Raw genomic sequence first — 21,822 nt, 5'->3', positions numbered from 1 at the left:
GCCATGTACAGCAAAATCATGTTGCCGGTGGATTTGAACGAGGAGACTTCCTGGTCGAAGGCGCTGCCCACCGCCCTGACGCTATGTCGGACGTTCGGTGCCTCGCTGCATGTGGTGACGGTACTGCCGGACTATCGCATGCCCATGGTGGGCTCCTATTTTCCCAAGGACTTCGCCAAAAAAGCGCATGAGGCGATCACCGATGCGCTTCACGCGTTTATCAAGACGAATGTGCCCGACGACATTCAGGTACAAAGTGTCATTGTGGACGGTTCACCGTGGGAAGCGATTATTAAAGCCGGTAAGAAAATCGACGTGGATTTGATCGTCATGGCCTCACACACTAAGCGAAAGTTTGTCGATTATGTGCTTGGCCCCAATGCAGAGCACGTCGTGCATCATGCGAAAATGTCGGTAATGATTGTGCGCTAGAGGCCACTCAACTTTAGCGAGCCACATAGGTAACATCAAAAACTCCGGGCAACTGCTCGGAGTTTTTTATGGATTTCCTCTCCATCTGGTACATATGTTTTTACTAACGCAGCAATTTAATTGGCGCTTTGAGCGCTTCTCGTGGATTTTTTGTACGCATAACCTTTCAGCCAAAGCCCTGGGTCGTCAGGTCAGCTACATTAAGAGAGTATTAAAAAATAGTGTTAAGCCATTAAGTTGGCATTAATACCACCATCGCTAACAAGCGGTGATGCTTAGATGTAAATCCTGACTTCAGGACCTAGTATCAGGTACAACAGGAGTGATGCCATGAATGCGGCTACAACAAAAACAAACCACCATTCAGATCAACCCAGCGTTAAAATTACTATTAATAAGGTCGGTTTGGATCGGCCCAGAGCATGGTTGGCCGCGGGGGTAGAAGACTTTCGCCGAGCAACGGTGGTCAGTCTTTCGTATGGCATGTTTTGGGTTGGCTTAAGTATCGCCATCACCCTTGGCGCATATACGCTGGGGTACTGGTATTGGCTGCTACCCATGATTGCTGGCTTTATGTTTGTTGGGCCCTTGGTAGCGGTTGGTTCATATGGCATTAGCCGCGCATTAGAGCGTGGCCAAGTACCTAATCTAGGCGATGCGTTCGGAAGCTGGCGGCCTCATGCGGGGCAATTGGCGATGATGGGGGTCATGATGATGATCTTCTTTCTCGCCTGGATTCGTTTGGCAACCCTGCTATTTGCACTCTTCTTTGGATTTGAAGTTCCCAGCCCTGCCACGCTCTATACTTCGCTACTGACCACGTCAGAAGGATTAGGCATGCTGGCTGTTGGCACCGTTGCTGGCGGCATCTTGGCGTTTGGCGCATTTGCGATTAGCGTCGTGGCGATTCCTACCTTAATGGATCAAGACTTAACCTTTATGGAAGGCATTGAAGCCAGCGTACGCTGTGTGGCGCGTAATTTTCGCGTGATGTTGCTGTGGGCTGTGATTTTAACGCTTTGTGTACTGATCGGTGTGATGACGTTCTATATTGGTTTAGCGCTGATTTTACCGGTGTTAGGTCACGCCAGTTGGCATGCCTATGAAGATTTAGTGCGTTTTCAGCCGTTCGAAAAAATAGAGTCTTAACGTAACTGTAAAAATCGAATAACGCCCCCGTTACTAAAGTCAGCGACGAAAAAACAGTATTGGGCCTGACCTGTTTAAGGAGATAGCGTAACCTTGACGCTGTCTTCTTTTTATTCCTGGGCAGTTAGGCCAGTGAATATTCTACCGTGAGGTGTTTACTGTGAAAGCGTTGTTGATGGGGTGGGCCGTGCTGACGTTCAGCATGCCCCTGGCGGGGCTTGCTGAAACAGCCGACGATTTAGACGTACCTAGCGGACCGGTCATTTTAACGGTGAGCGGCGACATTGGCGTGACGAATGTTGGCAGTGAAGCTCAATTTGACCGCGCGATGTTAGCGGGGTTACCGCAGCACGAGTTTGATACCAGCACGCCATGGACAGAAGGTGTTAATCATTACCGTGGGCCTTTAATGCGCGACCTGTTGGCGCGTTTAAACGCTGAAAGCGATGCAGTACATGTCGCTGCACTGAACGGTTATGAAGCTGAAATCCCGGTTAGTGATTTTGAGGAGTATGAGGTTATTTTGGCCCTGGAAAAAGATGAGAAAGCGATACCGATTCGTGAGTATGGTCCTCTTTGGGTGCTCTATCCTTTTGATCAAGATGAAGCGTTGCTAAGCGAAAAAATACGCTTTAGGGCGGTATGGCAGGTTATGCATATTGATGTTCGCTAGCGCTTCAACCGCTCAGGCCTCTAGCCTGCTGCGTTATCCCCTACGTTTTAAACTCGTTGCCATCGTTGCGGTATCGCTATTTGCCGCGGCATTGGTCGTTGCTACCCTGGCCGCCTGGCGGCAGGAAAATCTCACCCAAAGCCTTCGCGAAGATACCGCTTGGGTTGTTTATAAGCTGGATCGCGATGCGGTACAGCTCTTAAACCACCTGCTGGCTGTTACGCGCGGGCCACTATCACCCGCCGCGCATGATGAGCTGAACCTTCGTTTTGAACTCTTGTACAGCCGGATCACCCTGCTCAATGAGGGGGAGGTCAGCACGCTGTTGCAAGAGATTGACACCGCCCGAGAGCTCTTGAGCCAAATCCAGCAGCAGCTCGATGTGCTGGATACGATGCTTGATCCCTACGAAGTGTTTGAATCCCTTGGGGTAGTTGACCAACTGCCTATCGTGGAAATTGAAAATGAACTACAGACATTAACACGGCTAACAGAGCGACTAGTCATTGCAATCAATGGCTATTTGGCAGAATCGGCAACCGAAGAGCGTGCGCAACTCAGCTTGCTTTACAAGCTGCTAATGTCGCTGATTGTTGGTATGAGTTTGGCCGCTTTTCTGGTGATTGCTTTCCTGGTGCGTGAAATGCGCGAAAGTGCGGCAATAAGGCGGGAGCAGGAGCAGCTTGGTCGGCAGTTGGAAGTTACCGCTAAACAAGCCCAGGCGGCGAATCAAGCAAAGTCTGATTTTCTAGCCATGGTGAGCCACGAAATTCGCACTCCGCTAAACGGCGTGATTGGTATGAGTGAATTATTGCGTGAATCGGCCAGTCCTGCCCAGGTGGAAGATTACGCTCACACCATCCACGATAGCGCCAACCAATTGCTGGCAATGATTAATGAGATCCTCGATTTTTCCAAAATCGAAGCAGGTCATTTAACCCTGGAAACATCGCCCACGGCACTCAAACCGCTCATCGATAGTGTCGTGGTACTGTTTGCGCCCAGGGCAAAAGTAAAAGGCTTGGCGTTAACGGTGCATGTTGACCCGCTGGTGCCAGACTGGGTATTGATAGATGCAGGCCGTCTTCGGCAAATACTGCTTAACCTCATCGCTAATGCCATCAAATTCACTGACCGCGGTGAGGTTAGCGTCAAAGTCTCCTCCACGGTGGAGCAGCTGTTATTTGAGGTGATTGATACCGGCTGTGGCTTGAGCGAGCAACAGCAAGAGCGTCTCTTTGAGCCTTTTCAGCAGGCCGATGAGTCGGTGGCACGCCGCTTTGGTGGAACGGGACTAGGGCTTGCGATTTGCAAACGGCTCAGCGAAGCCATGCAAGGGCGTTTGGGGGTTAAGAGCCAAATAGGTCAGGGGTGTACCTTCTGGTGTGAGCTGCCTTTAGTCGCAACGGATCCCGTTTCAGCGTCACTGCCATCGCCCCCGAAGCGCGATTTTTCCGGCACAACGCTACTCTTGGTGGAGGACAACGCCGTCAACCGCAAAGTCGCGATTGGTTTGCTATCCCGCTTGGGCTGCGATGTTGTATGGGCTGAAAATGGCCATGATGCCTTGGCAATGGCTCAGTCTATGCAGGTGCATCTGATCTTTATGGATATCCAACTGCCGGATATGAATGGCCTGACGGTCACTAAGCGTTTGCGTGAACAGGGTGGCTGGTTGGCGGATGTTCCTATCGTGGCGATGACCGCCGGTGGGGCTGAAGATGATCGCCAACGCTGCATTGCGGCAGGTATGGATGATTATATTACCAAGCCACTGTCGCTTTCGGCGTTAAGCAACGTGCTCGCATTGCAGCTCTTTACGACTCCAAACGCTGCTTCTTTACCGACATTAGCGGTTAACCAATCACTAACTGGTGAGCTGTCGCTGCTGAATGGCGATACCCTAGCCATGCTTAAAACGACGCTGGGGGAGGCAAGCCTGTTACAGCTGATCATGCTTTATCATCAACAAGTCAGCGATTATTTTGCGCAATTGACTGCCTGCTTAGCAGCACGGCCTTTGACGCCAGAGCAGGAAAAGCAAGTTGTGCGGCTTGCACATCAACTGCGCGGTGAATCATTGAGCATGGGTGCCGACCAGATTGCTGAACTGGCGAAACAGCTCGAGACATTAGCCAAACGGGAACGCCCCAGTGCTAGTCAACTCGATGACGTGTTCAGTACGCTAAGGCTTGCCGCTGCGCGCACCCATTCCGCTCTGGAGAGGTGGTGCCGTGACCACTTATCACGTTGAAAGAGGCATTGTCACTGCGGCTAGCCAGCATGCCGACGCTTCCCTAGCGGCCGCCGAACTAGCCGACGCCTTACGTCACGACCATTTGGGATTCGTGCTTTTTTTCTGCAGTGCTGAGTATGACTTAGCGGGGCTGGCGACTGCCTTGGAGCGTAGTTTTCCCTCAATGCCACTCAGCGGTTGTACTACCGCAGGGGAGATAACTCCGCTGGGTTATGATCGTGGCTCAATCGTGGCGATGGGCTTTGATCGTCGTCTGTTTGCCATCGAAACAGCGCTGATCGATGACCTGGATCATTTTGAACTGGCCAACGCCCAACCGCTGGTCGATACGCTGTTGGAGCGTTGCCGCCGTCAGGCTATTGCGCCAATTAACGAGCACAGCTTTGCCCTAACCTTGTTGGATGGCCTGTCGAGCCGTGAAGAGCAGGTGCTCGCAACGTTAGATGCCGCGCTAGGGCGCATACCCAGCTTTGGCGGTTCTGCAGGCGATGACAATCATCTAAGCCATACCCATGTGTATACCGCCGGGCGCTTTTATACCCGGGCAGCGGTGGTGGTGATGATTAATACTCGATTGCCCTTTGAGGTGTTTTCTACTCACCACTTGATCCCATTAACGCACAAACTTGTGGTGACGGAGGCGAATCGGGAGCAGCGTCGGGTAATTGAACTCAATGGTCTGCCCGCGGCGCAGGTGTATGCTGACCTAGTGGGCGTAGCCCCTGAACAGCTCAACGCAGCGATTTTTGCCCATCATCCCTTGGCGGTGCATATCGGCGGGCAGCACTATGTGCGCTCCATTCAGCGCGTTAATAGCGATAGCAGTCTAAGTTTTTACTGTGCAGTCGAAAATGGCATCGTGCTAACGGCCATGCAGCCAACGCCGCTACTTGATGACCTTAAGGAGATGCTTGCAGGTGTGAGCGCCAGACTGGGTACGCCCAGCGTGATCATTGCCTGCGACTGCTTCTTACGCCGCATGGAGCTTGAAGCGCTAGCGCATCTAGATCAGGCGTCGCAGTTGCTGCGCCAGGCGGGGGTAGTGGGGTTCAATACCTACGGTGAGCAACACCATGGCATGCATGTGAATCAAACGTTTACGGGGGTGGCGTTTGGATCTCTTCCAGCTAACTACAACCACTGAAGTGACCAATAACCAGGATGAGGCCGAGGTCGCCGCGCTGCGCGAAGAGAATCGTCGCCTGCGAAAAGTCTGCCAAGCGCTAATGGAGCGGGTAGAAGGGGACAGCAGCGCTGATGGGGCGCCTTACGCCGCCTTTGAACGTTCAGTACTACTTGCCGAACAGGTGCGTGAACGTACCGATACCTTGCATCGTACTCTGGACGAGCTGGGCCAGGTTAATACGCGGTTACTGGCGGCAAAAGCTGAGGCTGAAGCGGCTAACCTCTCCAAAACAAAATTTCTCGCGGCGGTTAGCCACGACTTGCTGCAACCGCTCAACGCGGTCCGTCTGTTTGCCAGCGCTTTAGAAACCCACTCGCTGCCTGAAAACTCGCAAATGCTAGTGGGCCATATCGGCCGCTCGCTGAAAGATGTGGAAGGCCTGATAGGAACGCTGGTGGATATCTCACGCTTGGATGCGGGGGTATTGCGCGCAGATAAGGCACCGTTCGCGGTGAGTACACTGCTCGATACGCTGGCGGAAGAGTACCGCCAAGTGGCTGGTGTGCGTGGTTTGGCGTTGCACTACGTGCCTTCCAGTATGGTGATTGAATCAGACTTGGCGCTGCTGGCACGGGTCATACGCAACTTCCTCAGTAACGCGGTGCGCTATACCGAACATGGCCGTGTGCTGCTGGGTTGTAGGCGGCGACGTCATGGGTTGGAAATTATGGTGGGCGATACCGGCCCCGGCATTCCAGAGCAGCAGCGTGAAGCGATCTTCCTGGAGTTTCGGCGGGTCAACCACCCCCAAAGTGCTCACAGCCGTGGCTTAGGGCTAGGGCTCGCCATCGTTGACCGCATCAGCAGTATGCTGGAGCAGCCGGTATCGCTTGCCTCGCGTCCCGGTGTAGGGGCGCTGTTCTCCATCACCGTGCCTTACGCCACTGCCTCTAGCACGGCACTACCAGTGCGTTACGCCACGCCCTGGGCAGAAATGGATGATCCGTTGCAGGGCTGTATCGTTTGGGTGATCGATGATGACGTGGCTATTATTGAGGGCATGCAGGCGCTACTAAGCAGCTGGGGCTGCCGGGTACGCGCGGCAGCCACGGTGAGTGCCTTGGAAGCCGCCAGCGATGGTGAGCGCCCAGCAGTGCTGTTGGTTGATTACCATCTGGGTGACCACCATGAAACCGGCATTGACTTGGCCGCACGGCTACAGCGCCGCTACCCCGGATTGGCGTCGGTGGTGATAACGGCGAATCACGAGGCAGAGATCAAACGCGCCACCCGTGAGGCGGGCATGCACTGTTTACTAAAACCACTAAAGCCGCTGCGCCTGCGCATGCTGCTTGGCTCGCTGTTGCATCAACATTAGTGAGCCCGGTTGGCGCGATAAAAACGTAAATCCTCCTCTCCAGCAATGACGATCGCATGTACACGGCTGGTCGCGTTTAATTTACGCAAAATCGCCGATACATGGGTTTTAACGGTGGTTTCGGCAATCAACAATTCCCGCGCAATATGCTTATTGGACATGCCTTTGGCCATGCAGCCCAGTACCGCCAACTGCTTCTCGGTCAATCGCGCTAAGCGCTCGCTATTGGTTGCCGTATTAGCCGTGGGTAGCGGTGAAAGTGCACGTGGCGCTGGGCGGCGCATCACATCGGGCGGTAGGTAGAGCTGGCCTTCAAGAATCTGCGTTAACGCTGCCAGCAGTGCTTCTCGGGGCGTGGATTTGGGAATATAGCCCACCGCGCCCAAGGTAATGGCATCCAGCACCAATTGACGCTCTTGATGCGCGGAAATAATCGCTACCGGCAGCCACGGAAACGCCTCGCGCAGACGGGTTAACCCCTCTAACCCTTCGGCATCCGGCAGGCTTAAATCCAGCAGTAGCAGATCTAACTCCGCATTCTTCTCCACCCACGTCATCGCATCAGCGAGACTCTCCGCTTCCGCCAGTTGGCTACCTGCCAAGCCGCCGCTAATCACGGTTTTTAGCGCATCCCGGAACAGCGGATGGTCATCTGCCACCAACAGGGAATACATGGCGTCTCCTACCAAGGGATGAGGGCTAATCCTGCCATCGGGCTATATCGCTATTTGCTTTAGTGAACAACACTGTCTATGCACCTTAAAAAAGCACCTTTAATAATCATAATACTCAGGAGCTCGACAATGATCTACGCCAACCCAGGTGATACCGGTTCAGTGGTGTCATTTGAAAAACGCTATGGCAACTATATCGGTGGTGAATTTGTTGCCCCGGTCAAAGGCCAGTACTTTGACAACATTAGCCCAGTTAATGGTCATGTTTTTTGCGAAATCCCTCGCTCAACAGCAGAAGATATCGATAAAGCACTGGATGCAGCTCACAAAGCGGCCCCTGCCTGGGGTAAGACGTCGGTTCAAGAGCGCAGCAATATCCTGTTAAAAATCGCCGACCGCATTGAGCAAAACCTAGAAATGCTCGCGGTGGCTGAAACCTGGGATAACGGTAAAGCGGTACGCGAAACCATCAATGCCGATATTCCATTGGCTGTCGATCACTTCCGCTACTTTGCAGGCTGCCTGCGCTCGCAAGAGGGCACCGCGGCGGATATCGATGCCAACACGGTTTCCTATCACTTCCACGAACCGCTGGGCGTAGTGGGTCAGATCATCCCCTGGAACTTCCCGATCCTGATGGCCGCCTGGAAACTGGCGCCTGCACTGGCGGCGGGTAACTGCGTGGTCTTGAAGCCCGCGGAACAAACCCCCGCGTCGATTTTGAAAGTGATGGAAGTGATTGGCGATCTGCTTCCTCCTGGTGTACTCAATATCGTTAACGGCTTTGGTGCTGAGGCAGGCCAAGCTCTGGCGAGCAGCAAGCGCATCGCCAAAATTGCGTTCACCGGCTCCACCCCCGTTGGTTCGCATATTCTGAAATGCGCGGCGGAAAACATTATTCCCTCCACCGTGGAGCTAGGTGGCAAATCCCCCAACATCTACTTCGCTGATATCATGAACGCCGAACCGACGTTTATTGATAAAGCGGTCGAGGGCTTGGTGCTGGCGTTCTTTAACCAGGGTGAAGTGTGTACCTGCCCGTCTCGCGCACTGATTCAAGAGAGCATGTACGACGAGTTCATGGCCAAGGTCATCGAGCGCACTAAAACCATCAAGCGTGGCAACCCATTAGATACCGATGTGCAGGTGGGCGCTCAGGCCTCCCAAGAGCAGTTCGACAAGATCATGTCCTATATGGATATCGCTCGCGATGAAGGTGCCGAATTCCTCACCGGCGGTAATAAAGAGACCATGGACGACAGCATCAATAGCGGTTACTACATTCAGCCCACGCTGCTGAAAGGTAACAACCAGATGCGCGTCTTCCAGGAAGAGATCTTTGGCCCAGTAGTGGCAGTCACTACCTTTAAGGATGAAGAAGAAGCGCTGGCGATTGCCAACGACACCGAATTTGGCTTGGGCGCAGGCGTGTGGAGTCGCGATATCAACGTCGCTTTCCGCATGGGCCGTGGCATTCAAGCCGGGCGCGTGTGGACCAACTGCTACCACCAGTATCCCGCCCACGCGGCCTTCGGTGGCTACAAGAAATCCGGCGTTGGCCGCGAAACCCATAAGGTGGCGCTTGAGCACTACCAACAAACCAAGAACCTGCTGGTCAGTTACGACATCAACCCGCTGGGCTTCTTCTAGCGTTCTGAAAAACGTCTAAACAGCCGCCCGGCTTTACGTCGGGCGGCTTTTTTATGGGTGCGCTAGCCAGTATTCTCCAGCCAGCGGCGTGACATACGCTCAGCATGGGCAAGGTTGTTAACCACGGCAAATTTACCCACTTCGCGACGAATACCTGCACGCTTTATTTTCAGCGCCATGCGTGGCGGCAGCCCCGCAAAGATGACCCCCACGTCTTGCTCGCCTAACTCACGTCGCAGCGATTCCAGCGCCACCATGGCGGTGGTGTCCAGGCTGGGCACATCGCGCATATCCAAAACGACAATTCGTACGCTGTGATCAATGACTCGAAGTGTGGCAATGGCTTTTTCAGCCGCGCCGAAAAATAGCGGCCCGCTAATTTTGTAGAGCGCTACTTCTGGTGGGAAGTGCTCCCCTGTGGAGAGCGAGTCTAGGCGCTGGGTATTGGTTAGTTGCGCCATTCGGCGGATAAACAGAGCGGCGGCTAGGCCAATGCCGACAGCCACAGCGATGACCATGTCGAAAATAACTGTCAGTGCGAAGCAGATCACCAGTACCCAAACATCGCTGGCGGGTGCACTTTTTAGCGTGTGTACAAAGTGACGTGCTTCACTCATGTTCCAGGCAATGATAAACAGCAGTGCGGCCAAGGCCGCCATGGGCACATGACCCAGCACGCCCGCCAGCGCGACAACGGCCAGCAACACCACTAATGAATGCACTACGGCAGCGATAGGCGAAAAGGCACCGCTTTTGATATTGGTCGCGGTGCGCGCCAGTGCGGCCGTAGCAGTAATGCCGCCAAAGAAGGGCACCACCAGATTGCCGAGCCCTTGGCCAATCAGTTCGGCGTTGGGGTCGTGGCGGGTGCGGGTTAGGCCGTCGGCGACAACGGCGCAAAGCAACGATTCAATCGCAGCGAGTAAAGCGATCGCCAGCGCCGGGCCCAGCAGCGCTTGAATCAACGCAAAGTCGATTTCAAGCGGCGTGCCATCTGCACCGGGTAGGTGCCAAGGCGCCACGAAACTAGGCGCAAAGGGCGGAATGCCGCTGCCGCTTTCACCCTGAAACTCCCAGCTAAACCGCGAGGCGATCGTATCGACCTCAACGCCACTCATTAGCAGTAGCGAGGCTGCCAGCGTACCCACCGCTAACCCTACTAGCGGGGCAGGTATCGGGGTATTTAAGCGTGGCCAAACCAGCAGTGTTGCTAAGGTGACAAGTCCGACGCTGATCTCCGCCAGCGACAGCGTGGGCAGCGCTTGGCCAATCAGTAGCAGGTTATCCAGGGTGCTATCGCCCAGCTCGACCCCCGCCAAACCCAAAAAGTCAGGCAGCTGTAGCAGCGCAATTACCACACCGATGCCCGCCGTAAAGCCAAGTATGACGGGATAGGGTACGTACTGAATCAAACTGCCCAATCGCGAAAGCCCCAGCGCGACCAAAATAGCGCCCGCCATGAAGGTGGCAATCAGCAGCCCACCCAAGCCATGGTTGGCGACAATCGGGAAGAGAATGACCACAAAAGCGGCGGTAGGTCCGGATATATTAAATCGTGAGCCGCCGGTTAACGCGATCACCGCCCCTGCCACAATGGCCGTGTAGAGCCCGTGTTGGGGCGGCACGCCAGTGGCAATTGCCAGCGCCATGGAAAGCGGCACGGCAACCACGCCAATCGTAAGCCCCGCCATTACGTCGCGCTTTAATTTGCCCAGCGAATAACCTTCACGCCAGGCGTTGAGTAACGCACTGCCAGGCATCGGGAAAACGTACCCCGAGGGTCGATGTGCGCGGGACATAGGCAAGCCTCATAGACGACAGGAAAATCAGTTCTTTACGCTACGCCTACCCCTGTATTTTCACAACAAGTCGTTAGTCGCGGAGTCGTTCGCGCACAAAAAAAATCCCGGCACAGAGGCCGGGATTGTGTTTGCTTTAACGTTGAAGCTATTACATCTGGGAATCTTCGGGCGGTTCGCCGATGGTGCCAGGCATTGCCTGCACATGGCCCATCTGCTGGCCCGCAAGCGTCAGGAAGTGCAGATGGCGCTCATATTCGCAGACCAAATCACCTATCACCTGACCACGGGTGTAGCCGTTAAGGTCTTTATCCTGGCCGCCTTCTGCTAGGTATACATCCAAGCGCACATAGAAGTCATCGTCCGCCGGGATGAAGCTTGGTGTACGCATGCGGTGCGGGCACACCTGGTAGACAAAGCTGGTGGCTTCACCAAAATCGACCTGGAGCATCAAGTTGGGCAGCGTTTCACCCTCTAGGTGCTCTTCGGTCACATTGGCGGTTTGGCCGCGGCTTTCAAGCTCTTGGGCAAACTGTGTCATCGCAGGACGAATAGAGTGCTCAATCGTCGCAGCGGCACCCGCACGGTTGGAGGTATCCAAGGCGCGATCCAAGCGCTCCTTCCAGTCGCCGCCGGGGGCGCCACCGGCAATCATGCGGCGCGCATCGGCCTTGCTTCCTTCCATTTTCAGGGCTTTATACATGCCTACCATTACAGCGAAAATCACCAGCGAGAAAGGCAGAGCGGTGATGACCACGGCACTTTGCAAAGCGTTTAAGCCACCGGCCATTAGCAAGGCAATGGTGATCAAACCGATCGTTGCCGACCAGAAAATGCGTAGCTTCACCGGCGCATCGTGGTTCACGTCGCTCAAAATCGAGGTGAAGTTGGCCAGTACCAGCGCACCGGAATCCGCTGAGGTGATAAAGAACACAATGCCCAAGACGGTGACGACAGCTGCGGTAAGACCCACATAAGGATAGTATTCAAGCAGCGTATAGAGCGTCGTTTGCGGCGTGTTAAGCGCCTGTTCACCTAGCTCGGCAACGCCTTGGTTGGCCACTAGCTCAATACCGCTGTTACCGAAGACCGACATCCACACCATCATAAAGGCCAGCGGAATAAACAAGGCGCCAGCGACGAATTCGCGAATGGTACGGCCACGGGAGATACGCGCCAGGAATAGGCCTACGAACGGCGTCCAGGCAATCCACCAGCCCCAGAAGAAGATCGTCCACCACATCTTCCACTCTTGGGCGCTCTCATCGGCGAAGGCGTAAGTATCAAAGCTGGCGCCCACAAAGCCTGATAAATAATCACCGGCGTTGTTGACCACTTTATCCAGCAACATCAGGGTGTCGCCCGAAAAGAGGACAAACAGCATTAGCGCCAATGCCAGCAGCATGTTGAACTCTGATAAGCGGCGAATGCCTTTCTCAACGCCGGTCACTACAGAAATCGTCGCTAATACGACCACCAGAACAATCAAAATCACCTGCACGGTGAGGGTTTCCGGCACACCAAACATATAGGTGAGGCCGTAATTCAACTGCATCACCCCGATACCCAAGCTGGTAGCAATACCAAACACAGTGGATATTACTGCGGTAATGTCTACCGCGTTGCCAATCGGGCCGTGAATACGCTTACCGAGGATCGGGTAGAGCGCGCTGCGAATCGCCAGCGGCAAACGGTGCCGGTAGCTGAAGTACGCCAGCGCCATACCCATCAACACGTACAGCCCCCAACCGGAGAGCCCCCAGTGCAGATAGGTTTGAACGACGGCGTTACGCATCGCTTCCTGGCTTTCCGGCGTTAAATCCGGCGGTGCCAAATAGTGCGCAACCGGCTCAGCAACGCTGAAGAACAGCAGATCGATACCAATACCCGCGGCAAACAGCATGGCCGACCAGGAGAGTAGCGAAAACTCAGGCCGGGAGTGATCAGGCCCAAGACGAATGCTGCCAAAGCGCGACATGCCAATCGCGACCACGAATACCAGGTACGCCACGATAGCGAGCATGTAGTACCAACCAAAGGTTTTGCTCACCCAGGCAAGGCCTGCATCAAAGAAAGCGCCAGCTTGCTCGGTAAACAGCATAGTGAGCACTAAGAAAATCACAATGCCTGCCACGCTACCGTGGAACACTACGGGGTTAAGGCGATCGCGGGAGGGGAGAATAGGGTTGTCTTTCGCCATGCAGGCGGACTCCTGTTGTTGAAGGTGATGGTTAAGACAAGATTTTATTTTGAATGAACGTTCAAATAAAATACGCGATTAAGCCTTTCCCTTCAAGTTTACCTCTCCTCTCATAGGTTGAATCGACACAACGCTATCGATCTAAAAACAATATTCCAGACGCATTAACGCCCGGCGAACCGGGCGTTAATGCTAGCGTTTAAAAAGTACTCAACGCTTATTCACTATCAGCGCTGTCTTCGTTGTCGCCGTGGTGGCCACGTTTGCCATGCTTACCCCGATACTCTTCATGGGCTTCGCGCATGGCGGTGCGCAGTGCTTCCTGCTCTTCATCTGAAAGGATTTCAGCAACGCGCTCTTTATGTTCATCACGCAGTGCGTGCATCGCTTCACGGTGCTCAGCGTGAGCTTCGTTGAGCTCAGCCTGCTTCTCTTCAGAGATCTCGGCGCGCTCATACACTTCCTGGCGACGCTCCTCCATGCGCTCTTCCATGCGCTCGCGATCCGCGCCGCGACCTTCGTGGTCACCATGGTTATCCGCCTGAGCGGTCAGTGCTAGCGGCGCAATGGCGATCGCTAGCAGAGCTGGGGCGAACAGTTGGCGAATTGACAGTTTCTTAGCATTTGAAATATTCATAAGTTCTCTCCTGGTGAGTTGACGATGCCAGTATCGCTAGACGCAGTGCAAACCGTTTGCAGATAGTGTGCAACAATCATGATCTTATTGGATTGTTGCAGGTCGTAGTCGGTAGGTGAGGGGTCACCTAGTTATCAAGGAGCATCATAATGTCGCGAACCGAGCAACTTCGCGTGTGCCAGCAGCGTGGCGCGTTGACTAAACTGCGCCGCGTTACCGGCCTGGGGGCAATTGCCTTACTACTGAGCGGGTGCAGCGCTTCGCAGCACGTAAGCCAGGGCGAACCTGCCGTTAAAAGCAGTTCGCTGCGTGAATCCCAGCCATTTTCCCGTTTGGCGCCTAGTACCTACACGCCCGACGATTGGCCGCAGGCGTTAAACGCGGATGTCTACCTACCTGATGGCCCAGCAGATACGCTTCGACCGGCGGCATTGGTAGTACACGGCGGCGGATGGCGAAACCGCACACCTGAAGATATGCAGGGCATCGCTGAACAGTTGGCTGGGCAGGGGTATGTGGCAGTCAATATAGAGCACCGCTTTGCACCGGAGTATCGCTTCCCTAGCCAGCTACATGATTTGCAGCAGGCCATGGCCTGGATTCATGCCAATGCCGATGAGTGGCAGGTGGATACAAACCGCATTGTTGGGGTGGGGTTTTCATCTGGCGCGCATCTAGTCAGTTTGCTGGCGCTCGCCGGGGTAGAAGGGCCGTTAGCTGAGCCCTACGGCGGTACACAGAGCCGTTTAGCCGCCGTGCTGGCCGGTGGTCTTCCCAGTGATTTACTGAAGTTTGATGACGGGCCGCTGGTGGTTGATTTTATCGGCGGCACCCGTGCAGAAGAGACCGAGGCGTACCGGTTAGCATCGCCTGCCTGGCAAATAACCCCTCAGGCCCCGCCGTTCTTCCTATTCCACGGCAAATGGGATCAATTAGTGCCGGTGGATCACGCCACGGACTTCTATCAAGCCCTGCAAGTCAATAACATCGAAAGTGAACTTTACTTGCAGCGCTGGCGCGGCCACTTTGCCAGCTTTCTACTGCGCGGCGGAGCAATTGATGCAGGCATCGCGTTTCTCAATCGGCAGGTAAATCCCTAGCCCTCCGGCTGATACTTATAACCGACCCCGTATACCGAGCGGATGATCTCAAGTTCGGGGAGCGTTTCGTGGATCTTTTTGCGCAGTTTTTTGATGTGGCTGTCCACGGTGCGCTCTGAAACGATGCGGTTGTCGCGGTACATGTGGTCCATCAGCTGTTCGCGGCTGAAGATACGCCCCGGTGCCTGCATCATGACGCGTAATAACTGAAACTCCACTGCGGTCAGGCCTAAATCCTGCCCATAAGCGAGCGCTTGCCAGCCGTCTTCGTTTAACACCACCGGGGCGTTTTGCGCCGTGTTTGGGGTATCGGCCACTGCCTGGCTACGGCGCAGTACGGCTTTGACCCGAGCGACGACTTCACGGGGGCTGAACGGCTTGCAGATGTAGTCATCCGCACCCAGCTCCAGTCCTAGCAAGCGGTCAACCTCTTCTACCTTGGCGGTGACCATGATGATGGCAATGGAGGGCCACTGCTGGCGAATTTCCCGGCTCAAAGTGAGGCCATCTTTACCCGGCAGCATAATATCGAGTAGTACCAAAGCAGGGGAGTGCTGCTCCAGCCAAGGTATCACTTCATCACCATGGCCTAGTGTTGTCACCTCAAAACCATGGGTGGTTAAGTAGTCCGCCATTAAGCGGGCGATCTTCGGTTCATCCTCAACAACGAGCAAAGAGGCGGCATGAGACATAGCGGTAGACTCGCTTAGCAGTGAACGGGAAAGCATGGCTTAACTGATCTTGAAATATCAGCTCTTAAAATATCAGTTTCTAAAACATCTGTTCTTAATGCATAAGCCCTGGAAACATAAGCCCTGAAACATTAAATAGTTTTCATTAGAGGAAAGCGAAGCGTCCAGCGCAGTCCACCTAGCGTTGAGGTAGAAGGCGCCAGCGTTGCACCATGTGCGTTAACCAAAGCGCTGGCGATGGAGAGCCCTAAGCCACTGCCGCCGCTAGCACGGCTGCGCGAACCTTCCACGCGATACAGCCGTTCGGTTAAGCGTGCAAGCTCACCCTCCGGCACGCCCGGCGTACTATCTTCCCAAGTGACCACTGCCATCCCCTGTTGAGTGGTGAGCGTGACGCGGAGTTCGCCCGGTGGCTGGGTGTAAGCGCAGCTATTATCCAGCAGGTTGTTCCACAGCTGGCGCAGGCGCTGGGCATCGCCGCGAATCTTGATGCCAGGCTCTATCTGTTCCGTCAGCGTTAAACCACTTTCGACTAACCAGCGGTCGGCGTCGGCCAATCGGCTGGAAAGGCAATCGCTAAGATCCATCGGCGCAAGCTGAATATCCAGCGCGCCCGCGTCGCTTTGTGAAAGTAGGCGTAAATCTGCCACTAGACGCTCTAGTTGACCCACCTCTTGGGCGAGTGAGCCGAGGTTCTCCTGATTCAGGGGCCGAATGCCATCCTGCATGGCTTCGATCTCTCCGCGCAGTACCGCCAGCGGCGTGCGCAGCTCATGGGCCGTATCTGATACCCAGCGGGCGCGGGCATCGCGGCTGGCTTCCAGCGTGGCGGCAAGCACATTGAAATCACGCGCTAGGCGTGAGAGCTCGTCGCGGCCGCGTTCCGGTAGCCGAGTATGATAGTCACCTTCGGTGAGGCGCAGCGTGGCACCCGCGAGAGCCCGTGTGCGACGCCCAAGCCACCAGGAGAGCCCGCCCGCCAGTAGCAGCGATGCCACGCAGAGTGATATGACGATAAGCACTAGGTTACGCTGCTGGCGCTCCAGAAAGCGGCTCTCCATGCGCTCCATCATCTCCCGAGGAGGCCGGAATCCCAACGACCCAATTTGGGTGTCGCCGCTTTCCAGTGGCAACCAGTGCCAGTTGCCAGAGTTTTCGCGCCCGCTATGGGGGGGAACTACAAAGCGGCCATCTTGCGCACGCAAGCTGAAATCGCGCGCTTCGCCTAACGGTGAAGGCCGGTCACGATGCTCTTGGCCCAACTCAAAGCGAACGATAAACGGCCAGCGTTCCGGTGACTGCTCTAGCCACTCCCAGCTCTGCTGGGTTTCCCAGCGAGTAACAAGACCATCTGCCAGCAGCGCGGCGCGGCGCTCCTGAGCTTGATTGAGATAGTCGAGAAAGCCGCGGTCAATACTGTAGGAGACCGCCAGAAACATACTGGCTGAGATGGCCACATTGACGCTAAGAATAATCACAAACAGCTTGAGCCCTAGCCGGGAGGGCCGCCATTGGCGTATTGCGGTGAGCACAGCCATTAATGAGCTCCCTCTTCTTGATTAGGCGCATTTTTCTCTAGCTGATTTTTACCCAGTGCGGGCTGGCGGGGCGCACTAAACCGCTCGCGTACATTCTCCATGCCGAGATAGAGGCAGGGCACCAGAATCAGCAAAATCGCGGTGGCGAACAGCATGCCAAAGCCCAGTGAAATCGCCATAGGGATCATAAAGCGCGCCTGCCGCGAGGTTTCCAAAATCATCGGTGCCAGACCCAAAAAGGTCGTTAGCGTGGTCATCATGATTGGCCGCAGTCGACGCGTGGCCGCTGCCACGATGGCTTCCCGGGCGCCCATGCCTTCGCGGCGTTTACGGTTAGCGTAGTCTATCAGTACCAGCGCATCATTAATGACCACGCCGGAGAGCGCCAACATACCGAGCAGGCTGATAATCGAAAGCCCAAAGCCCATAATCATATGCCCCGCGACGGCACCAACAATGCCAAAGGGGATGGCGGCCAGCACCAGCAGCGGCTGCAAATAGCTTCTGAAGGGAATAGCGAGCAGGGCGTAAAGGGCGGCAATCATTAGCCACATGGAGGTTTTTAGCGTTGCCAAGTTGTCGGCGGTGTCCTGCTGACGACCGCCCATGCTGACCTCAAGCCCTGGCCAGGTCGCTTCCAGATTGGGGAACACCTCTTCCTGGAGCGTCGCAAGCACTTGGTTGATCGCCAGATCGCTCTCCGAGTCGGCAGTCACGGTAATAATCCGCCGCCCATTAATGCGTTCAAGGCTGCTGGAGGCTTGGCTAATGGTGATATCAGCGACACGCGACAGTGGCACACTCAAGCCATCGGGCGTGCGCACCGGCATGCGGTAGAGTTCGTTCAGACTGTCACGGTTGTCGTTGGGCAAGCGAACCTCAACGCTGATTTCGCTGCGCCCGACGTACTGCTCAAGCGCCGTGGCACCTTGCAGTGGCCCACGCAGGGCTTGGGCTAGGTTTGTACCTGTAAGCCCCAAGGCGCGTCCCTCAGCAGAAAGGCGCATCTCTAGCTGCGGTTTACCGTCGCCCAGGCCGCTGTCGATATCGGTAAGTCCATAGCCGCCCAGGGTTTCTGCCAAGCGTTCGGCGGCGGCTTCCAATACCTGGGTGTCCGGGTGGGAGAGGCGCAGGCTGAGTGCTGCACCGCTACCGGGACCGCCGACGTCCGCTTCAAAACGCACCGACTGGGCGCCAAGTAGATCGCCGGTCAGGTCGCGCCACTCTCGGGCAATCCGCGACGGTGGCCAAGCCTCTAAACTCTCACTGGCAATATCTAAACGCACTTCCAGGCTTTCGCCGTCCAGGCGGCTGCGTGAACTGCTAAAGCTGAGGGTCTCTTCGCGATCGCTGAGGGCATCGGCGGCGTCTAGCAGCTGTTGACTAAGCTCGCGGCTAACGCTGATGTTGCTGCCAATGGGCAACGTTACCGAGGCCTGCACCTGATCCGACTCAACCCTCGGCATCAGCGAGAAGCCTAGCCGCCCGCTCATCGCCCAGGAGAGGGCGATTAGCAGAATAGCGATGCCCAGCGAAATACTCAGCAGGCGCTGGTTTAGCGCGCGCTGTAGGAAAGGCTCAAACTGGCGATAAGTGAAATGGTGCAAGCCGCCCTGAAGGCGTTGTCGCAGCGCTTCAAGAGGGCGCTGCCACGCCGGGGTTTGGCGCGGTTTGCGGCTATGCGCTAGGTGGGCGGGCAGAATGACGAGCGCTTCCAGCCAGGAGATCAGAAAGACGGTCACTACCACCACCGGAACGGTGGCAAAAATCAGCCCCAAAAAGCCGGGTAAAAACAGCAGCGGCAGGAAGGCGACGATATTGGACAGAATCGCGAACGTAAGCGGCGTGGCGATCTCGCTGGCGCCTTTGACCGCTGCATCGCGCAGCGAGTAGCCCTCTTCCCGATAGCTGTAGATATTTTCGCCAACGATAATGGCGTCATCCACCACAATCCCTAGGGCGATAATAAAGGCGAACATCGACATCATATTGAGCGAGACGCCGATCCAGGGTAGAAACAGCATCGCCCCTAGAAACGCCGTCGGAATACCCAGTGTGACCCAGAACGCCAACCGCGCTTCCAAAAACAGCGCCATGAGCACCAAGACTAGCGCTAGGCCCATCCAGGCATTTTTTAACAGCAGGCTGAGACGGTCTTCGTAAACTTCTGAGCTGTCGCGGGAAATATCCAGGCTAACGCCTTCCGGCATGCCTGTGCGTAGGCGCTCAAGCTCACCGTTGACGGCTTCTGAGATACTGGTCGGGGTTTGGTCGCCAATCTGATAAACATCGACGGAGAGACCGGGTTGGCCGTTGTAGAACTCTTCACGGTCCGTTTCAGCAAAGCCGTCGCTCACTCTGGCGATCTCACCCAGCGTAATGGGGGCCCCTTGGGTACTGGTCAGAATCGGCAGCTCCGCAAAGGCCTCGGCGCTGTTACGCCGCCCCTGGTAGCGGATCAACCATTCACCTTCGGCCGTGGTTAACTGGCCACTGGCAAGGTCCAGCGCCTCTTCGGCGATGCGGCTAGCCAGCTCCTGGTGATCCAGGCCAAAGCGCTCGATGGCCTCTTCATCCAGATGGACTTGAATCTCCCGCTCGCGGTTACCGGAGAGCTCCGCTCGGGAAATGCCTGAAGTGGCTTGCAGCTCGCCACGCACATCTTCGGCTGCGTCATGCAGCGCCTCTAGGCCGACTTGGCCATACACCTGCAGGCTGAGCACGCTGCGCGACCGCCCCGCCAAGGTGAAACGTGGTGGATCGGCGGCGCTGGGCAGCGTGGTGATAGCATTCACCGCCTGCTGAATATCCTGATAGACGCGCATCACATCAATGCCATCTATCAGTGTGGCGCTAACGTTAGCACTCCCTTCGCTGGCCGTGGCGGTAAGCTCATCAATGCCTTCGACATCGGCAATCGCCGCCTCTACGGGTAGTAGTAGGCTCTGCTCAACATCTTCCGGCGTGGCGCCGGGGTAGCTAATCGTCACTTGAACGACTTCGGTGTCGAATTCGGGGAACACCTCTTTTTTAATCGCCAGCGAGGCCATTAAGCCGCCGACGATAAACAGCACCATCAGTAAGTTAGGCGCTACCCCGTGGTCGACCATCCATGCCAGTGGGCCACGTGGCGCCTTCATGATTCGTCTCCCGATTCATCTCCCGCTTGAGCCGGGGTGTCATTGGGCCGCCGAATGCGGACTAGCTGGCCCTCACGGGGTTGCGCCAAGCCCGCCGTAACCACCTGCTGGCCAATTTCAAGGCCGCTGCGAATCAAAGCGTCTTCTTCACCGCGATAGGCCAGCGTGACGGGCGTACGGCGCAGGCGGTTCTCCTCGTCTACTCGCCAGGTTACGTCACCCGGGCGAAGTGCTGCTGAGGGCAGGGAGAGAAGCTGCTCTTGGATGGCTGGTTGAAAGGACGCGCGCAGAACATCGCCCAGGCGCAGGGCAGAGCCTTCACTCTCTAGCGCAAGGGGATCGTTCACCGCGATGAGTACCTGTGCCTGCAGGCCATTCTCTTCCAGGCTGGGGAGCATTGACACTAGCGTGCCTTCGCGTGTCGCGCCTTCGGGCCAGCCACGGCTGGTTAAGGTGACGTTGCTGCCCGCTTCCAACCACTCCATCCATTCGCCGGGCAGTGATGCGCGCACCCAAAACTGCTCTACCCCCACCAAATGCAACACTTCTGTTCCTTGGCTAAGCAGGCTGCCGGCGCCTACCAAGCGTTCTTGCACCATCGCCCGCCAGGGAGCGGTGAGGGTGGCGCGTTCAACATTCAGTGCCGCCTGATCGCGTGCCACGCGTGCCTGGGTAAGTTCAGCTTGCGCTTGGCGCAGCTGTGGTTCTCGCAAAACCAGCGCTTGGCGTTCAGCGGAGAGCTGACGACCAAAAGATTCATACTCACTGCGGGCGCGCTGCTGCTCTGCCTGCTCTAAAGCAAGCAGCGCCTGAGCATTGGCCAGCTGTGCTTGGGCATCTTCCAGTGTCAACGCTAAGTCAGCTTGATCTATAAAGGCCACGGCTGCGCCCTGCTCGACGACTTGGCCAGGCACGACGCCCTCAGCAAAACGCTCTAACTGACCTGCCACACGGCTTGCCAGCATCGCCTCTTGCTCTGCTTCGACACGACCAAAACCGTAGAGATTAGGGGCCTGGGCCGTCGCGGTAACGGTCATTACGTCTACCATTGTAGGTAGAGGTTCCGGCGGCGCTGTGCGCGCGATGCGGGGTGGCTGAGATATGATCCACCAAGCGAGCACGAGGGTGCCGACAAGAATCAACAATGCAGCCACGGCACCTAAACGAACGCGGCCTCGTTGATAAGACGAGGAAGAGGGGGAAAAGGAGCGTTTTGGTATCATTACCGCGCGTCATCCGTTGGCTAGGGCGAAAATTCCAGAAAAATAAGCGTATGATGCTAGCATCACGCATTGTTAAGCAGCCATTAGTCAAACAATGTGCAAATAACATGCAATTAACATTTACTTGGCACTCACTTGATACCAATAGACTGAC

The 21,822-nt window shown here is 55.7% G+C and carries 16 protein-coding genes; 8 read left to right on the top strand and 8 right to left on the bottom strand.

Translation table 11 applies throughout. The features are described from left to right. Window positions 1-3: 3 nt before the first annotated feature. The 6 genes from MLE19_RS13795 (at window position 4) to MLE19_RS13770 (ending at window position 7,015) form a co-directional block, all read left to right on the top strand. Entirely contained in the window at window positions 4-432 is a 429-nt protein-coding gene (locus MLE19_RS13795) for a universal stress protein (RefSeq protein ID WP_240718749.1), read from the top strand. Between the two features lie 330 nt (window positions 433-762). Further along, complete coding sequence (locus MLE19_RS13790; RefSeq protein ID WP_240718748.1) at window positions 763-1,581, top strand: DUF2189 domain-containing protein; 819 nt, start codon at window positions 763-765, stop codon at window positions 1,579-1,581. A 175-nt stretch (window positions 1,582-1,756) separates the two neighbouring features. Then, entirely contained in the window at window positions 1,757-2,254 is a 498-nt protein-coding gene (locus tag MLE19_RS13785) for a molybdopterin-dependent oxidoreductase (RefSeq protein ID WP_240718820.1), read from the top strand. Then, entirely contained in the window at window positions 2,244-4,508 is a 2,265-nt protein-coding gene (locus tag MLE19_RS13780; protein WP_240718747.1) for a hybrid sensor histidine kinase/response regulator, read from the top strand. The genes MLE19_RS13785 and MLE19_RS13780 overlap by 11 nt, the downstream gene beginning before the upstream one ends. Continuing rightward, window positions 4,489-5,655 (top strand): nitric oxide-sensing protein NosP, encoded by a 1,167-nt coding sequence (gene nosP, locus MLE19_RS13775; RefSeq protein ID WP_240718746.1) that lies wholly within the window; start codon window positions 4,489-4,491, stop codon window positions 5,653-5,655. Before MLE19_RS13780 ends, nosP begins: the two co-directional genes overlap by 20 nt. Next, window positions 5,624-7,015 carry a hybrid sensor histidine kinase/response regulator gene (locus MLE19_RS13770; RefSeq protein ID WP_240718745.1) on the top strand — a complete coding sequence of 464 codons (1,392 nt, stop codon included), beginning with the start codon at window positions 5,624-5,626 and terminating at the stop codon, window positions 7,013-7,015. The genes nosP and MLE19_RS13770 overlap by 32 nt, the downstream gene beginning before the upstream one ends. On the opposite strand, the gene MLE19_RS13765 is transcribed toward MLE19_RS13770, so the two are convergent. Next, a complete protein-coding gene (locus MLE19_RS13765; protein WP_240718744.1) occupies window positions 7,012-7,689 on the bottom strand; it encodes a response regulator in 678 nt (225 codons plus the stop codon). The genes MLE19_RS13770 and MLE19_RS13765 overlap by 4 nt on opposite strands. Before the next feature lie 129 nt (window positions 7,690-7,818). Here MLE19_RS13765 and exaC point away from each other — a divergent pair, with 129 nt between their 5' ends. After that, entirely contained in the window at window positions 7,819-9,339 is a 1,521-nt protein-coding gene (exaC, locus tag MLE19_RS13760) for an acetaldehyde dehydrogenase ExaC (RefSeq protein ID WP_240718743.1), read from the top strand. 62 nt (window positions 9,340-9,401) lie between these two features. Here exaC and dauA read toward each other — a convergent pair whose 3' ends face one another. The 3 genes from dauA to MLE19_RS13745 form a co-directional block, all read right to left on the bottom strand. After that, complete coding sequence (gene dauA / locus MLE19_RS13755; protein WP_240718742.1) at window positions 9,402-11,138, bottom strand: C4-dicarboxylic acid transporter DauA; 1,737 nt, start codon at window positions 11,136-11,138, stop codon at window positions 9,402-9,404. A gap of 151 nt (window positions 11,139-11,289) precedes the next feature. Continuing rightward, the gene (gene betT / locus MLE19_RS13750) at window positions 11,290-13,338 is read right to left on the bottom strand and encodes a choline BCCT transporter BetT (RefSeq protein ID WP_240718741.1); all 2,049 of its coding nucleotides are present in this window, start codon (window positions 13,336-13,338) and stop codon (window positions 11,290-11,292) included. 217 nt (window positions 13,339-13,555) lie between these two features. Continuing rightward, window positions 13,556-13,975 carry a hypothetical protein gene (locus tag MLE19_RS13745; protein WP_240718740.1) on the bottom strand — a complete coding sequence of 140 codons (420 nt, stop codon included), beginning with the start codon at window positions 13,973-13,975 and terminating at the stop codon, window positions 13,556-13,558. 149 nt (window positions 13,976-14,124) lie between these two features. On the opposite strand from MLE19_RS13745, the gene MLE19_RS13740 reads away from it, so the two are divergent. Further along, complete coding sequence (locus MLE19_RS13740; protein ID WP_240718738.1) at window positions 14,125-15,075, top strand: alpha/beta hydrolase; 951 nt, start codon at window positions 14,125-14,127, stop codon at window positions 15,073-15,075. On the opposite strand, the gene MLE19_RS13735 is transcribed toward MLE19_RS13740, so the two are convergent. The 4 genes from MLE19_RS13735 to MLE19_RS13720 form a co-directional block, all read right to left on the bottom strand. Continuing rightward, window positions 15,072-15,767 carry a response regulator gene (locus MLE19_RS13735; RefSeq protein WP_240718736.1) on the bottom strand — a complete coding sequence of 232 codons (696 nt, stop codon included), beginning with the start codon at window positions 15,765-15,767 and terminating at the stop codon, window positions 15,072-15,074. The genes MLE19_RS13740 and MLE19_RS13735 overlap by 4 nt on opposite strands. A gap of 131 nt (window positions 15,768-15,898) precedes the next feature. Beyond that, window positions 15,899-17,305, bottom strand: coding sequence for an ATP-binding protein (locus MLE19_RS13730; RefSeq protein WP_240718735.1), 1,407 nt, complete (start codon window positions 17,303-17,305; stop codon window positions 15,899-15,901). Continuing rightward, on the bottom strand, window positions 17,305-20,445 hold the full coding sequence (locus tag MLE19_RS13725) for an efflux RND transporter permease subunit (protein WP_240718732.1): 3,141 nt from the start codon (window positions 20,443-20,445) through the stop codon (window positions 17,305-17,307). The genes MLE19_RS13730 and MLE19_RS13725 overlap by 1 nt, the downstream gene beginning before the upstream one ends. After that, entirely contained in the window at window positions 20,442-21,668 is a 1,227-nt protein-coding gene (locus MLE19_RS13720) for an efflux RND transporter periplasmic adaptor subunit (protein WP_240718731.1), read from the bottom strand. Before MLE19_RS13720 ends, MLE19_RS13725 begins: the two co-directional genes overlap by 4 nt. Between the last annotated feature and the right edge of the window lie 154 nt (window positions 21,669-21,822).

Source organism: Vreelandella neptunia (assembly GCF_022489065.1).
Lineage (GTDB): Bacteria > Pseudomonadota > Gammaproteobacteria > Pseudomonadales > Halomonadaceae > Vreelandella > Vreelandella neptunia_A.
The sequence above is the reverse complement of the archived record's forward strand: the minus strand, read 5'-3'. Positions and strand labels throughout refer to the sequence as shown.

Bases quoted from the DNA above. Each gene is read 5' to 3' on its own strand.
- MLE19_RS13795 (WP_240718749.1), top strand. From the start codon at position 4: ATGTACAGCAAAATCATGTTGCCGGTGGATTTGAACGAGGAGACTTCC.
- MLE19_RS13790 (WP_240718748.1), top strand. From the start codon at position 763: ATGAATGCGGCTACAACAAAAACAAACCACCATTCAGATCAACCCAGC.
- MLE19_RS13785 (WP_240718820.1), top strand. From the start codon at position 1,757: ATGGGGTGGGCCGTGCTGACGTTCAGCATGCCCCTGGCGGGGCTTGCT.
- MLE19_RS13780 (WP_240718747.1), top strand. From the start codon at position 2,244: ATGTTCGCTAGCGCTTCAACCGCTCAGGCCTCTAGCCTGCTGCGTTAT.
- MLE19_RS13765 (WP_240718744.1), bottom strand. From the start codon at position 7,689: ATGTATTCCCTGTTGGTGGCAGATGACCATCCGCTGTTCCGGGATGCG.
- exaC (WP_240718743.1), top strand. From the start codon at position 7,819: ATGATCTACGCCAACCCAGGTGATACCGGTTCAGTGGTGTCATTTGAA.
- dauA (WP_240718742.1), bottom strand. From the start codon at position 11,138: ATGTCCCGCGCACATCGACCCTCGGGGTACGTTTTCCCGATGCCTGGC.
- betT (WP_240718741.1), bottom strand. From the start codon at position 13,338: ATGGCGAAAGACAACCCTATTCTCCCCTCCCGCGATCGCCTTAACCCC.
- MLE19_RS13745 (WP_240718740.1), bottom strand. From the start codon at position 13,975: ATGAATATTTCAAATGCTAAGAAACTGTCAATTCGCCAACTGTTCGCC.
- MLE19_RS13740 (WP_240718738.1), top strand. From the start codon at position 14,125: ATGTCGCGAACCGAGCAACTTCGCGTGTGCCAGCAGCGTGGCGCGTTG.
- MLE19_RS13735 (WP_240718736.1), bottom strand. From the start codon at position 15,767: ATGTCTCATGCCGCCTCTTTGCTCGTTGTTGAGGATGAACCGAAGATC.
- MLE19_RS13730 (WP_240718735.1), bottom strand. From the start codon at position 17,305: ATGGCTGTGCTCACCGCAATACGCCAATGGCGGCCCTCCCGGCTAGGG.
- MLE19_RS13725 (WP_240718732.1), bottom strand. From the start codon at position 20,445: ATGAAGGCGCCACGTGGCCCACTGGCATGGATGGTCGACCACGGGGTA.
- MLE19_RS13720 (WP_240718731.1), bottom strand. From the start codon at position 21,668: ATGATACCAAAACGCTCCTTTTCCCCCTCTTCCTCGTCTTATCAACGA.